This is a genomic window from Phenylobacterium koreense, from assembly GCF_040545335.1.
Classification (GTDB): domain Bacteria; phylum Pseudomonadota; class Alphaproteobacteria; order Caulobacterales; family Caulobacteraceae; genus Phenylobacterium; species Phenylobacterium koreense.
Window position 1 is genome coordinate 1,430,658 of the sequence record NZ_JBEPLU010000001.1, and the last position, 14,273, is coordinate 1,444,930.

13 protein-coding genes are annotated in these 14,273 nt (G+C 68.4%); 6 read left to right on the forward strand and 7 right to left on the reverse strand.

The genetic code is table 11. The features are described from left to right. Together rraA and ABID41_RS07100 are read right to left on the reverse strand one after the other, a co-directional pair. Positions 1-483 carry a ribonuclease E activity regulator RraA gene (rraA, locus tag ABID41_RS07095; RefSeq protein ID WP_331932729.1) on the reverse strand — a complete coding sequence of 161 codons (483 nt, stop codon included), beginning with the start codon at positions 481-483 and terminating at the stop codon, positions 1-3. After that, positions 480-2,027 (reverse strand): class I adenylate-forming enzyme family protein, encoded by a 1,548-nt coding sequence (locus ABID41_RS07100; protein ID WP_331932728.1) that lies wholly within the window; start codon positions 2,025-2,027, stop codon positions 480-482. Before ABID41_RS07100 ends, rraA begins: the two co-directional genes overlap by 4 nt. A 188-nt stretch (positions 2,028-2,215) precedes the next feature. Between ABID41_RS07100 and ABID41_RS07105 the strand changes: the two genes are divergently transcribed. From ABID41_RS07105 to ABID41_RS07115, 3 genes are all read left to right on the forward strand, one after another. Further along, positions 2,216-3,697: an AMP-binding protein gene (locus ABID41_RS07105; protein ID WP_331932727.1), complete on the forward strand. Its 1,482-nt coding sequence runs from the start codon at positions 2,216-2,218 to the stop codon at positions 3,695-3,697. Between the two features lie 180 nt (positions 3,698-3,877). Then, on the forward strand, positions 3,878-5,062 hold the full coding sequence (locus tag ABID41_RS07110) for a thiolase domain-containing protein (protein ID WP_354297360.1): 1,185 nt from the start codon (positions 3,878-3,880) through the stop codon (positions 5,060-5,062). Between the two features lie 2 nt (positions 5,063-5,064). Further along, on the forward strand, positions 5,065-5,481 hold the full coding sequence (locus tag ABID41_RS07115) for a Zn-ribbon domain-containing OB-fold protein (protein ID WP_331932725.1): 417 nt from the start codon (positions 5,065-5,067) through the stop codon (positions 5,479-5,481). A gap of 146 nt (positions 5,482-5,627) precedes the next feature. Here ABID41_RS07115 and ABID41_RS07120 read toward each other — a convergent pair whose 3' ends face one another. After that, positions 5,628-6,848: a CaiB/BaiF CoA transferase family protein gene (locus ABID41_RS07120; protein WP_331932724.1), complete on the reverse strand. Its 1,221-nt coding sequence runs from the start codon at positions 6,846-6,848 to the stop codon at positions 5,628-5,630. 71 nt (positions 6,849-6,919) lie between these two features. Between ABID41_RS07120 and ABID41_RS07125 the strand changes: the two genes are divergently transcribed. Next, positions 6,920-8,086: an acyl-CoA dehydrogenase family protein gene (locus ABID41_RS07125; protein ID WP_331932723.1), complete on the forward strand. Its 1,167-nt coding sequence runs from the start codon at positions 6,920-6,922 to the stop codon at positions 8,084-8,086. Beyond that, entirely contained in the window at positions 8,083-8,865 is a 783-nt protein-coding gene (locus ABID41_RS07130; protein ID WP_331932722.1) for an enoyl-CoA hydratase/isomerase family protein, read from the forward strand. The genes ABID41_RS07125 and ABID41_RS07130 overlap by 4 nt, the downstream gene beginning before the upstream one ends. A gap of 52 nt (positions 8,866-8,917) precedes the next feature. Here the strand turns inward: ABID41_RS07130 and eda are convergent, their stop codons facing one another. The 4 genes from eda to pgl are packed head-to-tail and all read right to left on the reverse strand — an operon-like array spanning position 8,918 to position 13,021. Beyond that, positions 8,918-9,532: a bifunctional 4-hydroxy-2-oxoglutarate aldolase/2-dehydro-3-deoxy-phosphogluconate aldolase gene (eda, locus tag ABID41_RS07135; protein WP_354297361.1), complete on the reverse strand. Its 615-nt coding sequence runs from the start codon at positions 9,530-9,532 to the stop codon at positions 8,918-8,920. After that, positions 9,529-10,506, reverse strand: a complete 978-nt coding sequence (gene glk, locus ABID41_RS07140) for a glucokinase (RefSeq protein WP_331929813.1) — start codon at positions 10,504-10,506, stop codon at positions 9,529-9,531. The genes eda and glk overlap by 4 nt, the downstream gene beginning before the upstream one ends. Continuing rightward, positions 10,503-12,329 carry a phosphogluconate dehydratase gene (gene edd, locus ABID41_RS07145; RefSeq protein WP_331929815.1) on the reverse strand — a complete coding sequence of 609 codons (1,827 nt, stop codon included), beginning with the start codon at positions 12,327-12,329 and terminating at the stop codon, positions 10,503-10,505. Before edd ends, glk begins: the two co-directional genes overlap by 4 nt. A gap of 17 nt (positions 12,330-12,346) precedes the next feature. Then, positions 12,347-13,021: a 6-phosphogluconolactonase gene (gene pgl, locus ABID41_RS07150; protein WP_331929817.1), complete on the reverse strand. Its 675-nt coding sequence runs from the start codon at positions 13,019-13,021 to the stop codon at positions 12,347-12,349. 176 nt (positions 13,022-13,197) lie between these two features. Here pgl and ABID41_RS07155 point away from each other — a divergent pair, with 176 nt between their 5' ends. Then, the gene (locus ABID41_RS07155) at positions 13,198-14,265 is read left to right on the forward strand and encodes a glycosyltransferase family 4 protein (RefSeq protein ID WP_331929819.1); all 1,068 of its coding nucleotides are present in this window, start codon (positions 13,198-13,200) and stop codon (positions 14,263-14,265) included. The last annotated feature ends 8 nt before the right edge of the window (positions 14,266-14,273 follow it).

Consider the following 14,273-nt stretch of genomic DNA (forward strand, 5'->3'; position numbering starts at 1 on the left):
TCAGCCCTCGTCGGCGGCCAACACGGCCACGCCGTCCTCGTCAGCATAGAGCATGTCGCCGGGAAGGAAGACGAGACCGCCGAAGGCGACGGGCGTGTCGACCACGCCCTCGCCCCGCTTGACGCTGCGCATGGGGTTGGTCCCCAGCGCCTTGACCCCGATGTCGAGGGTGCTCAGCACGGCGGCGTCGCGGACGGCGCCGTTGACGACGATCCCGGCCCAGCCGTTCTTCACGCCGTCGGCGGCCAGGTTGTCCCCGACCAGCGCCTTGTGCAGCGAGCCTCCGCCGTCGACCACGAGGACGCAGCCCTCGCCCGGCTCGGCCAGGGTGGCCTTCACCGCCGAGTTGTCCTCATGGCAGCGCACGGTGCGGATGGGGCCGGCGAAGGCCGTCCGCCCGCCGAAGTCGCGGAACTGGGTCACGCAGACCTCGATCACCCCTTCATGTTCGTCGCAGAGGTCGGCGACAGAGATCTGGGTCACGCCAGGGCCTTTCCCTTGTAGCCATCACGAAGGTCGCGCTTCAGCACCTTGCCGATGTGGCTGCGCGGCAGGCTGTCCACCAGGATCAGGTCAGCCAGGCGCTGGGTCTTGCCGAGCTTGGCGTTGACCCATTCGCGCAGCTCTTCGGCGCCGACGCTCTTGCCCGGGCGCAGGGCGACGAAGCCAACCGGCGTCTCGCCCCACTTCTCGGATGGCACGCCGACCACGGCGGCTTCCAGAACCGCCTCGTGCTTGACCACCTCGGCCTCGAGGTCGGACGGGTAGATGTTGAAGCCGCCCGAAATGATCATGTCCTTCTTGCGGTCCATGAGCGTCAGGAAGCCATCCTCGTCGAAGCGGCCGACGTCGCCGGTGCGGATGTAGCGAAGCCCTTCGGGCGAGTACCACTCGGCCTCGGAAGTCTTGCCCGGCTGGTTGTGGTAGCCGACCATCATCGCGCCCGAGCGGCCGACCACTTCGCCGATCTCGCCCTGGGGCACTTCCTTGCCGTCCTCGCCGATCAGGCGAATGTCGTGGCCAGGCAGCGGCACGCCGACGGTGTGCAGCTTGTCCGGATGCTCGTGGGCGACGAGGTAGCAGGAGCCGCCGCCCTCGGTCATGCCGTAGTACTCGATCAGCCCGCCGGGCCAGCGCTTCAGCACGTCGGCCTTCACCTCCGGCGAGAAGGGCGCGCTGGTCGAGAACTTCATGCGGAAGGACGACAGGTCATAGCTGTCGAAATCGGCCCGCTCCATGATCCGGCGGTATTGCACCGGCACCAGCATGGCGTGGGTCACCTTGTTCTGCGCCGAGAGCTTCAGGAACTGCTCGGCGTCGAACTTCGGCATCAGCACCGCCGTGCCGCCATTGGAGATGGTCGGCAGGTAGGAGACGAGCGTGGTGTTCGAATAGAGCGGCGTGGAGATCATGGTCACCGCGTCGGCCGGATAGACCCCGCGGCGGATCTGGCCCCAGCGCATGCGGTGCGGCTGGACGATGCCCTTCGGCGCGCCGGTCGTGCCGGACGAGTAGATGATGTTGAAGCCCTGGTCGGGCTCGACCTCGACGGGGGCCGGCTTGGAACCCTTGGGCGCCAGCCATTCCTCGAAGGCGACCCCGGCGGCCGAACCGTCCAGGGCCACCCGCTTGGCGGTGATCTGGCCGGCGACGCCCTCCAGCGCCTTGGCCACGCCGGCGTCCAGGAAGAAGACCTTGGCGCCGGAGTCGCTCAGCATCATCACCAGGCTTTCCGGCGTCGAGGACGGCGCCAGCGGCGCGACGATCGCGCCGGCCCGCAGGATGCCGAAGAAGGTCGCGCCATACTCGACCGAGGTGGTGGCGCAGACCGCGGCGACGTCCGCCTTGCCGACACCGTCGCGCTGCAGGGCGACGGCGATGCGGTCCATCAGCTCGTCGAGCTCGGCGTAGGAAATAGTGCGGTTGGCGTCGACGAGAGCGGGCTTGTCCTTCAGCTCGGCGGCCTGCGCCCTGATCACGTCGGCAAGCGTCCCGAACTCCTGGCTCATCAGCTCTTCGACTGACATCGGCCCCTCTCCCTATTCAAACAAATGTACGACTTCCTAAACCCTGAATCCGGGCCGGCCGCAATCGGCGCTTGCCCTCGACGAGTGCCCTAGAGGAAACTAGCCGTCGCCCGCCCCTCGCGATTTCGGCGGCGCGCTCGCATTCAATCCAGGGGCCATAAGAGCCCGACCCATTTTTAGGGACGAACATGCCTGACGAGATGATCTCGCTCGGCGCCAAGCTCAAGCAGCTCGCCGAACTGAAGCCCGATGCGCCCGCGGTGAGCTGCGGCGATGTGACCCTTACCTACGACCAGTTCCACAAGCTCTCCAACCGCGTCGCCCGCGGCCTTGCCGCCAAGGGCGTGAAATTCGGCGACCTCGTCACGCTCGGCCTTCCCAACTCGACCGATTTCGCCGTCGCCTGCTGGGGCATCTGGAAGCTGGGCGCCACGCCCCAGCCGATCTCCTTCCGCCTGCCCAAGGGCGAGCTGGAGGCGATCATGGAACTGGCCAAGACGCCGGTGGTGATCGCCGAGTTCGAGCACGAGATCGACCGGCCGCTGCTGTCGGTGAAGGACCTGGCGGCCCTGTCGGACGACGAGAGCGACCTGCCCGACCAGACCGCCCCGATCTCCAAGGCCCCGACCAGCGGCGGCTCCACCGGCCGCCCGAAGCTGATCCTGGCCGGCCAGCCGGGCGTCAGCGCCAGGGAAACCCCGGAGGTCGGCGGCTGGCAGATCAAGCGGGACTCGGTGTGCCTGCTGCCGGCGCCGCTCTATCACAACGCCGGCTTCGGCATGATGATGTCGGCCTTCAACATGGGCGCGCACATGGTGCTGATGCCCCGCTTCGACGCCGAGGCGACCCTGGCCAACATCGAGCGGCACAAGGCGACCTGGATCTACCTGGTCCCGACCATGATGAACCGCATCTGGCACCTGCCGGAGGAGGTCCGCACCAAGTACGACCTGTCGTCCCTGCAGACCCTCTGGCACCTGGCCGCGCCCTGCCCGCCCTGGCTGAAGGAAGCCTTCATCCACTGGCTCGGCGGCGAGGTGATCCAGGAGCTCTACGCCGGCACCGAGGCCCAGGCCTCGACGGCGATTTCCGGCACCGAGTGGCTGACCCACCGCGGCTCCGTCGGCAAGGTGCGGATGGGCGAGATGGTCGCCATGGACGATGCCGGCAACCCCCTGCCCCCGCGCGAGGTCGGCGAGATCTACATGCGCCGGCCCGAAGGCGCGGCCCCGTCCTACAAGTACCTGGGCGCGACGGCCAAGACCCTGCCTGGCGGCTGGGAAAGCCTGGGCGACATCGGCTGGTTCGACGAGGAAGGCTATCTCTACCTGGCCGACCGGCGCACCGACATGATCCTGGTGGGCGGCTCCAACGTCTATCCGGCCGAGATCGAAGCGGCGCTGGAGGAGCATGACGACGTCCAGTCCTGCGCGGTGATCGGCATTCCGGACGACGACCTCGGCAACCTCATTCACGCGATCGTGCAGACCAGGGGCGGGCGCGACGAAGCGTCGCTTCGGGCGCATCTGGCCGCCAAGCTGGTCACCTACAAGCAGCCCCGGACCTACGAATTCGTCGACGAACCGCTGCGCGACGACGCCGGGAAGGTGCGCCGCACCGCCCTGCGCGACGCCCGCATCGCGGCGATGAAGGAACAGCAGCCGGCCTAAGGCGGATCAGCCGGCGGCTGCCTGGCGGCCGCCGGACGACCATGAAATCGGAACCTGGGCTGCTCCAGCGCGGCCCAGTTTTGCAGCACGGCGACCGCCGCTTCCGGGCAGACGGTTGCCGTCCATGCTGCGCCGCGATAAGCGAGAGCCATTCTTGAAAGATAATTTCCGGGGAAACGCATGAGCATAAAAGGCAAGGCCTACATTATGGGGGCGTACGAGCATCCGCTCCGCGACGCGCCCGACAAATCCACCCCGCAGCTTCACGCCGAGTGCGCCAAGGGCGCGCTCGAGGACGCCGGCCTGACCAAGGACGACATCGACGGCTATTTCTGCGCCGGCGACGCCCCCGGCTTCGGCGGCATGTCGATGATCGACTACATGGGCCTTCGGAACGTCCGGCACATGGACTCCACCGAGACCGGCGGCTCGTCCTACCTGCTGCACGTGGGCCACGCGGCCCAGGCCATCGCCGAAGGCAAGTGCACGGTCGCCCTGGTGACCCTCGCCGGCCGTCCGCGCCAGAACAAGTTCTTCGGCGGCGGCTCCGGCAAGCCGGGCCAACTGACCGATGGCCCGCCCGAGGCCGGCTATGAGAACATCTACGGCGGCTCGACCCACAACACCTACGCCATGTGCGCCATGCGCCACATGTACGAGTACGGCACCACCTCCGAGCAGCTCGCCTGGATCAAGGTCGCCGCCAGCCACCACGCCCAGTACAACCCGAACGCCTTCCTGAAGGACGTGGTGACGGTGGAGGACGTGGTGAACTCGCGGATGATCTCCGATCCGCTGCACCTGCTCGACTGCTGCGTCGTCACCGACGGCGGCGGCGCGCTGATCGTCACCTCGCCCGAGGTGGCCAAGAGCCTGAAGCGCCCGAAGGTGAAGATCATGGGCGCCGGCGAGTCGCCCAAGGGTCCGCAAGGCGGCCGCGGCCTCGACCTGACGCACTCCGGCGCGGTCTGGTCCGGCCCGATCGCCTTTGGCGAGGCCGGCGTGAAGCCGTCCGACGTCAAGTACGCCTCGATCTACGACAGCTTCACCATCACGGTGCTGATGCAGCTCGAAGACCTGGGCTTCTGCGAGAAGGGCCAGGGCGGCAAGTTCGTCGCCGACGGCAACCTGATCTCGGGCGTCGGCAAGCTGCCGTTCAACACCGACGGCGGCGGCCTCTGCAACAACCATCCGACCAACCGGGGCGGCATCACCAAGGTCATCGAAGCGGTGCGCCAGCTCCGCGGCGAGGCCCACGAGAAGGTGCAGGTCCCCAACTGCGACATCGCCCTGGCCCACGGCACGGGCGGCTCGCTCGGCACGCGCCACGGCGCGGCGACCCTCATCATGGAACGGGAGGCCTAAGAATGACCGACGTCCAAGACCGCCCCGACGTGATGACCCGGGATATCCCGGCGCCCGCCGTCACCATCGAAAGCAAGCCCTTCTGGGACGCCGCCGCCGAAGGCAAGTTCCTGATCAAGCGCTGCAACGACTGCGGCCAGGCCCATTGGTACCCGCGCGCCCTCTGCCCGTTCTGCTTCTCCGAGAAGACGGTGTGGGAAGAGAGCCCCGGCGAAGGCGTGATCTACACCTACAGCGTCATGCGTCGCTCACCTTCGGGCCCGTACGCCATCGGCTACGTGACCCTGAACGAGGGCCCGGCCGTGCTGACCAACTTCCTGGGCGTGGCGCCTGAGGCGCTCTCCATCGGCCAGAAGGTGAAGGTGAAGTTCCAGCCGACGACGAACGGGCCGCCCGTCCCGGTGTTCGTCCCGGTCTAGGTTGTCCAGTACCTCCCCCATTGGGGGAGGTAGATCGATGCGGAGCATCGAGACGGAGGGGGCCGCCGACAGGCGGTCCTCCCCGACTGGGAAACCCCTCAGTCAGCCTTTCGGCTGACTGCTCCCCCTCCGGGGGAGCTTTACGGCTATTTCGCTCCTTCCGCCTGCGACAACTCGGCCAGCACTTCTTCGGTGTGCTCGCCGAGCCTGGGCGGATGACGGCGGATGTTGGCCGGGGTGCCGGTGAACTTCACCGGCGGCTTCATCGCCACATAGGTTCCGGCCTGGGGATGCTCGTACTTCTGGAAGAAGCCGACCGCGGCCAGGTGCGGATCGGTGGGCAGGTCGTCCAGCCGATTGGTCCGGGTCACCGGGATCGACAGCGGCTTCAGGAGCTCGATCCATTCGTCCGTGGTCTTTGTGACCGTAACGGTCTCGACCAGAGCGTAGAGCTCGTGCGTGTGGCGGCCGCGCTCGGCGCCCTGGAAGCGTGGGTCCTTGCCGAAGCTGTCGCCCCAGCCGGCCACGTTGAAGAAGATGTCCCACTGCTTGTCGGTATAGGGCAGCAGGCCGATGTAGCCATCCTTGGTGGGGAACGGCTTGCGGTGCGGGTTGACCACCCGCTGGTAGCCCCACTGGCCGGTGGGCGGGTCGAAGGTGTGGTCGTAGAGGTGCTCGACCAGATTGAAGCTGGTGACACATTCCAGCATCGGCACCTCGATGAACTGGCCGCCGCCGTTGCGCTCGCGGCTCAGGAGGCCCGCAGTGATCGCCTGGCACATGAAGAGGCCCGAGACCTTGTCGGCGATCAGGCTGGGCAGGATGCGCGGGACCGGATTGCCGTCCGTCCGCGGCAGGACGTCGGCCAGGCCCGAGGCCGACTGGATGAGGTCGTCATAGGCCGGCTCCCCGGCATAGGGCCCTTCCGAGCCGTATCCCGCCGCGTGGACATAGACCACGTCCGGCCGCAGCGCCTTCACGTCCTCGTAGGAGAGCTCCAGCCGCTTGAGGCCGTCATAGCGGATGGAGGAGGCGAAGACGTCGCAGCTCCGGATCAGGGCCTCGAGCGCCGGCCGGGACTTCGGGTCCTTCAGATCGATCAGCACCGAGCGCTTGTTGCGGTTGATGGCCAGGAAGATCGGCCCCAGGTCCCGCGGCCAGTCCTGCGGCGTATGGCCGGGCCAGCGCATGATGTCGCCGCCATCGCCGCGGCCCGAGCCGGGGTCCTCGAGCTTGATGACCTCCGCCCCCTGGTCGCCCAGCATCTGGGTCGCATAGGCGCCGAACACCACGCTGGTCAGGTCTAGGACGCGGATTCCCTTCAGGGGGCCCGTGGCTTCACTGGCCAGCTGCTTTACTTCCGCCACGTCAGGCCTCCCCTCTGCAGACCGCATCGTTATGATCCTCAAGGATCGCCCATTGACGCGGGGGAGGGCTAGTGGACTTCGCTCTATCCGACGAACACAGGATGCTGAAGGAGCTGGTGGCCCGGTTCGTCCGCGACGAGCTGATGCCGCTGGAAGCCGGCGTCCTGGCCCGGGAGGCCGACGGCAAGGGCCTGGGCATCGGGGCGGCCGAACACGCCAGGCTCGACGAGGTTTCGAGGTCCCTCGGCCTCTGGGGCTTGGACGCGCCGGAGGACGTGGGCGGCATCGACCTGCCCAACGTCGCCATGGTCGGGGTCAACGAGGAGCTGGGGCGGACCATCACCCCCTACACCCTGCCGCCGGACAGCCCGAACCTGCGCATGCTGGCCGCGACCGTGAACGAGCGGCAGCGGGAGGCCTATCTCGCACCCTACGTCCGAGGCGAGACGATCAGCGCCATCGGCATCTCAGAGCCCGGCGCAGGGGCCGACCCGGCCGGCATGATCACCCGGGCCGAGCGGGACGGCGACGACTGGATCATCAACGGCCGCAAGATCTGGATCACCCGTGCGCAGGAAGCCGACTTCACCATCCTGATGGCGGTGACGGACCGGGAAAAGGGTTCGCGCGGCGGCATCTCCGCCTTCCTGATCGACAAGGGGACGCCCGGCTTCAACGTCCTGCGGCGCATTCCGATGATCGGCGGCCAGGCGACCTACGAGGTGGCGCTGGAGGATTGCCGGGTCGAGGGCTGGAAGCTGCTGGGCCAGGAGGGCAACGGCTTCGGGCCGATGCAGCTTCGGCTGGGAACCCGCCGCATCGAAATGGCGTCCTGGTCGATCGGCATGGCCCAGCGAGCGCTGGACATGATCTGTGAGTATGCGCCCCAGCGGAAGACCTTCGGCCTTCCGCTTTCGGAACGGCAGGCGATCCAATGGTGGGTCGCGGACGCGGCCACCCGCATCCACGCCGCCCGGCTGATGACCTATGACTGCGCCTGGAAGCTGGACGAGGGCCGCGACGTGCGGATCGAGATCTCGATGATCAAGGCCTACGCCACCGAGATGGCCTGGGAGGTCGTCGACCGCGCCATGCAGACCTTCGGCGCCATGGGCATGACCAAGGAACTGCCGCTTCAGCTCATGGCCTCGCGCCTGCGCACCATGCGGATCTATGACGGCCCCACCGAAGTCCACAAGTGGGTGGTGGCCCGTAACCTGATGGGATCGAGACGATGAAGACTGCCTATGGCGACCACCTGACCGTCACCACCGAAGGCCATGTGGCGACGCTGGTCATCGACCGGCCGCCGAACAACCACGTCTCGGTCGAGCTGATGCGCGACCTGGCCGACGCGCTCGAAGCCCTCGACAAGGACAACGACATTCGCGCGGTGGTGCTGGCCTCCAGCGGCAAGGCGTTCTGCGCCGGCGCCGACCTGGTCTCCCCCACCGGCATCGGCGGCACGGGCATGAGCGGGGTCGACAGCCTCTATGAGCAGGCCGTGCGACTGTTCTCCATCGAGACCCCGATGGTCGCGGCGGTGCAGGGCGCGGCGGTGGGGGCGGGCCTTGGCCTGGCGCTCGTCGCCGACTTCCGGGTGGTCGCCCCGGAGGCCCGGTTCTCGGCCAATTTCGTGAAGCTGGGCTTCCATCCGGGCTTTGGTTTGACCCACACCCTGCCCCGCCTGATCGGCGAGCAGCGGGCCAGCCTGATGTTCCTGACCGGCCGCCGCATCAAGGGCGAGGAAGCGCTCGCCTGGGGCCTCGCCGACGAGATGGTCCCGCTGCACGAACTGCTGCCGGCCGCCCAGGCCCTGGCCGCCGAGATCGCCGAGAACGCGCCGCTTGCAGTGATCGCCACCCGCAAGACCCTGCGCGGCGAACTGGCCGCCACCGTCCGCGCCCAGACCAGCCACGAACACGACCAGCAGAGCATCCTGCGCGCCACCGAAGACTTCGCCGAGGGCGTCCGCGCCGTTCAGGAACGCCGGCCTGGAGTGTTCAAGGGGCGATAGCTGTGCCTGGATACTCCGCCAAGCGGGGAGGTGCGAGCGAGGGTGCGTCCAACTAGGCGTGGAGACCCGCCGCCTCCGTGGCCAGCTTGGTGATCCGGGCCCAATCCCCGGCCTTCACGGCATCGCCGGGGGCCACCCAGCTTCCGCCGACGCAGATCACGTTGGAGAGGGCCAGGTAGTCGGGGGCGTTCTTCGCATCGACGCCGCCGGTGGGGCAGAAACTGGCCTGCGGAAAGGGGCTGGCGAACGCCTTCAGGGCGCCGACGCCGCCGACGACGTTGGCTGGGAACAGCTTGAAATGCGAGAAGCCGGCCCGCAGGCCCGACATCAGCTCGGTCGCGGTAGCGATGCCCGGCAGGAGCGGAACCGGTCCTTCCGCGGTCTCACCCTCGATCAGGCCGGGGCTGACGGCGAAGCGCGCGCCCGCCTCGGCGCAGGCCTGGCGCGCCGAGGCCGTGGTGACGGTGCCGGCCCCGACGACCGCACCCTCCACCTCGCCGGCGATCCGGCGGATGCATTCCAGCGCCACCGGCGTGCGCAAGGTGACTTCCAGAGCATAGAGCCCGCCGGCTGTCAGCGCCCTGGCCAGCGGCACGGCCTGCGCCTCATCCTCGATGATCAGCACCGGGACAACGGGCGCGAGCTTCAGGATCTCGGTGAGCGTCATAGGGGGCTTGTCTCCAAATGCTCCAGCAGGCGCGCCGCCCCGACCAGCGCTGCATAGGGATGGACGATCAGATAGGTGGGAATGTCGTGCATGAAGTCCGACAGCCGGCCCTTGTCCTCGAACCGCCGCCGAAAGCCCCCGGAGGCCAGGCGATCGGCCAGGCGCGGCGCGATGCCGCCGGCCACGTAGACCCCGCCCCGCGCCCCGGTGGTCAGCGCGATATCACCCGCCGCCGAGCCGAGGATCTCGCAGAACCGCTCCAGGGTCTCCTCGGCCAGGAGGTCGCCGCCCTGCTGGCCGGCCGCCATGACCTCTTTCTCGTCCTTGAGGTCCGCAGCCACGCCGCGCACCTCCGCGAGGCCCCGATAGAGCGCATAGAGGCCCGGCCCCGACAGCAGCCGCTCGATCGACACCCGGCCATGGGTCTTTCGCAGCCCTTCCCAGATGGCCGCCTCGACCTGGTCGTAGGGGGCGAAGCCGGCATGGCCGCCCTCGCTGGGGATGGCTACGTCTCCGCGATCGGTCCGCGCGAGGATGGCGACGCCGAAGCCGGTCCCGGCCCCCAGCACCAGCATGGGCGCGCTGTCGGCGCCGCGGGAGACGTCGCCGATGGGGCGCAGGTCGTCGGCGTCGAGCACCGGAGCGGCCATCGCCTGGGCCGCGAAGTCGTTGACCAGCCGGACTGCCTGGAACTCGAAGGCCCCGATCAGCTCGGCCTCGGACACCCGCCAGTCCAGGTTGGTGAACTCGATCTCGCCGTCGACCACCGGCCCGGCCACCGCCAGCACGGCGCTATAGAGCCGCTGACGGCCCACCGTGGTCTCCAGATATTCGGCGATCACCTCGGTGAGCGAGCCGTACTCTTCGGCCGGATAGGTCTTGGGATTGCGGATCCTCCCTGCGGAATCCACCACCGCCAGGCGCGCATTGGTGCCCCCGATATCGCCGACGAGGCCGGTATAGACGATCTTCACGCAAGCTCTCCAAAGAGGGCGCCGCCGCCCAACTCGGCGGGCGCCGCCGCCCGGCGCATCCAGCCGAACAGCTCACGCCCATAGCCCACGTTCGAGCCCGAGGTCGACGCCTTCGGTCGCGCGGCGAGCTCGGCCGCATCGACCAGAACCTCCAGCACGCCCGCATGGGCGTCGAGCCGTATCAGGTCTCCGTCGCGCACCTGCGACAGCGGCCCCCCATGTGCGGCCTCCGGACTGACGTGGATCGCGGCCGGCACCTTGCCCGATGCGCCGCTCATCCTCCCATCGGTGACCAGCGCCACCTTGAAGCCCTTGTCTTGCAGGACGCCCAGCACAGGTGTCAGACTGTGCAGCTCGGGCATGCCGTTGGCGGTCGGCCCCTGGAAGCGCACCACGGCGATGAAGTCGCGATTGAGCTCGCCCCGCGCGTGGGCGGCCAGCAGCTCGTCCTGGTCCGAGAAGACGATGGCCGGCGCCTCGATCGCAAGGTTCGCCTCCTTGACCGCAGACGTCTTGATCACCGCCCGCCCCAGGGGGCCAGTGAGCAGCCGGATTCCGCCCTCGGACAGGAAGGGATCACTGACTGGCCGCAGGATGTCGGGATTGAGCGACTCCTCGGCGCCCTCGCGCCAGACGAGCTGGCCATCCTGGAGGAAGGGCTCCTGCTGGTAGGCGCGCAGGTTGCCGCCGGCGACGGTCACCACGTCCTCATGCGCCAGGCCGGCGTCCAGCAACTGACGGACCACGAAGGCCATGCCGCCAGCCGCGTGGAAGGCGTTCACGTCCTCCGAGCCGTTCGGATAGACCCTGGCCAGCAGCGGCGTGACGCGGGAAAGCTCGTCGAAGTCCGACCAGTCGATGACCACCCCGGCCGCACGCGCCATGGCCACCAGGTGCAGGGTATGGTTGGTCGAGCCGCCGGTCGCCAGCAGCCCGGCCATGGCGTTGACGATCGACCTCTCGTCCACCACCACGGCCATGGGCGTATAGGCGTTGCTCCCATGGGCGATCTCCACCGCCCGCCTGGGCGCGGCGGCGACCAGGGCGTCGCGCAACGGGGTGTTGGGGTGCACGAAGGCCGAGCCCGGCAGGTGCAGGCCCATCATCTCCATCATCATCTGGTTGGAGTTGGCCGTGCCGTAGAAGGTGCAGGTCCCGGGCCCGTGATAGGACTTCATCTCGCTTTCGAGCAGCTCGTCGCGGGTGGCCTTGCCCTCGGCGAACAGGCCGCGCACGCGCGCCTTCTCGGCGTTGGAGATCCCCGAGGTCATCGGCCCGCCGGGCACGAAGATCACGGGCAGGTGGCCGAAGGACAGGGCCCCGATCACCAGCCCCGGCACGATCTTGTCGCAGATGCCCAGCATCAGGGCCGCATCGAAGGCGTCGTGGGTCAAGGCGACTGCCGTCGACATGGCGATCACGTCCCGCGAGAACAGCGACAGCTCCATGCCCGGCCGGCCTTGGGTGACCCCGTCGCACATGGCCGGGACGCCGCCGGCGAACTGGGCAGTCGCCCCCACCGCCTCTGCGGCGGCCTTGATGATCGGCGGGAACCGCTCCAGCGGCTGGTGGGCCGAGAGCATGTCGTTATAGGCCGAGACGATGGCGACATTAGGGGACGCCGGATTGCGCATCCGCTGCTTGTCGCCCTCCGGGCTGGCCGCGAAGGCGTGCGCCCAGTTGGCGCAGGAGAGCTTGGCCCTCCCCGGCCCATCGTGCTGGGCCTGTTCGATCCTGCTCAGATAGCCGGCCCTGCTCTCGCGGCTACGTTCGATGATGCGGTTCGTGACCGCGGCGGTGACGGGATGCAAGGCAGCAGCCATGGAACTCGCTCCGACTTTTACGGCGTCCAGAGAATGCGCACAGGCGCTTTAGCCTGTTCCAGCAGCGCATGCACGGGCAGTCCGTTCCCGGCCTCGACGATCCGCCGTTTGGCTTCTCCGGAGATCAGGATGAGGGTCAGCCGCGCCTGGAGAAGGGCAGGCAGGGTCAGGGTGACCCGCGCCACCGGCGGCGAGCCTACGCCCGCCGGCACGCCCAGGCAGTAGCGGTCGCCCGAAGGGTCCATGCCGGCCGCCAGCACCGGGCTGCCTGGGATCAGCGAGGCCACGTGCCCGTCATCGCCCATGCCCAGCAGCATGACGTCGAAGGGCGCGAGCGCCCGCACGCCGGCCTCTACCGCTTCCGCGGCGGCGTCTACGCTGACCGCTTCGACGCTCATCGGTGTGAACTGCGCCACGGCCGCGGCCTCGACCAACAGCCGCTCACGGACCAGCCGCTCGTTGGAATCCGGCGAGGTCGACGGCACGAAGCGATCGTCCGAAAGCGTGACCTTGACCTTGGACCAATCCAGCGCCGACCGGGCCAGCCGATCATAGACCGGCGCCGGCGAACGGCCTCCCGTTCCGACCAGGACGGCCCCGCCCCGCGCGGCGATCGCCGCGGCCAGGGCCTCCACCGCGAGACCGGCGGCATGGTCGGCCAGGCTGTCCGGATCTGCGAAGCTCTCGATCATCACAGGCCCATAACGCGGCCACGCCGTAAACGCGCCAGAGATTCGCCTTTCAGGCGACGAAAACGGCTCAGGCGAATCGGAACCAGAGCCCCTGCTCGGGAACTAAATCACCGGCCCCAGTCGGCGCGCGAGCCAGGCGCCGCGGCGCATCTTCAACCCCCAGAGGAGGCAGCGTTATGCGTATCGCTCAAGTCCCGCCGCTCTACGAAGCCGTGCCGCCGCGGTTTTATGGGGGGACTGAGAGGGTCGTCGCCCATCTGACCGACGCCCTCGTCGAGCTGGGCCATGATGTGACGCTGTTCGCGACCGCCGAGGCGAGGACCGCCGCCACCCTCGTGAAGGTGCGCGATCAAGCGATCAGGCTCGATCCGGCGCCGCTGAAATCGGATTTGGCTGCGCACATGTCCATGCTGTGGGACCTGCGCCGCCGCGCCGACGAGTTCGACGTCATCCACTTCCACACCGACATGATCCACTTCCCGTTTTTTGAGGACATGGCGGACAAGACGATCACCACTCTGCACGGCCGCCTGGACCTGAAGGACCTGCCCGGCGTCTACTGGCGCTGGAAGCAGTATCCCCTCGTCTCGATCTCGGATTCCCAGCGCCTGCCCGTCACCTTCGCCAACTGGGCTGGGACCGTGCACCACGGGGTGAAGGCCGACCTTTACCAACCGAGCTACGAGCCTGGCGGCTACCTCGCCTTTCTCGGCCGCATCTCGCCGGAGAAACGGCCGGACCGCGCGATCGCCCTGGCCAAGCGCACCGGGCGGCCGCTGAAGATCGCGGCCAAGGTGGACGCCGTGGACGCCCGCTACTACGAGGAAAAGATCGCTCCGTTGCTGGCAGGCGAGACCCTGGTCGAGTTCATCGGCGAGATCGGCGATGAGCAGAAGTCCGCCTTCCTGGGCGGCGCCGAGGCCCTGCTGTTCCCCATTGACTGGCCCGAGCCCTTCGGCCTGGTGATGATAGAGGCCATGGCCTGCGGCACGCCGGTGCTCGCCTATGGCTGCGGCTCGGTGCCGGAGGTCGTCGAGTCCGGCCTGACCGGCGCCATCGTCGCCGACGAAGACGAGGCCGTCGCCGCCCTCCCCCGAGTGCTCAGCTTGAACCGGCGCGAGGTAAGGCGCAGATTCAACGAACGATTCTCCGCGGTCGCCATGGCCCGGCGCTATCTTGACCTCTATGCCGGCCTCGGAACGGCCCGTCCGGAACGGGGCGTCGCGCTTGTCGCGAACGCCTGAGGCAGGGA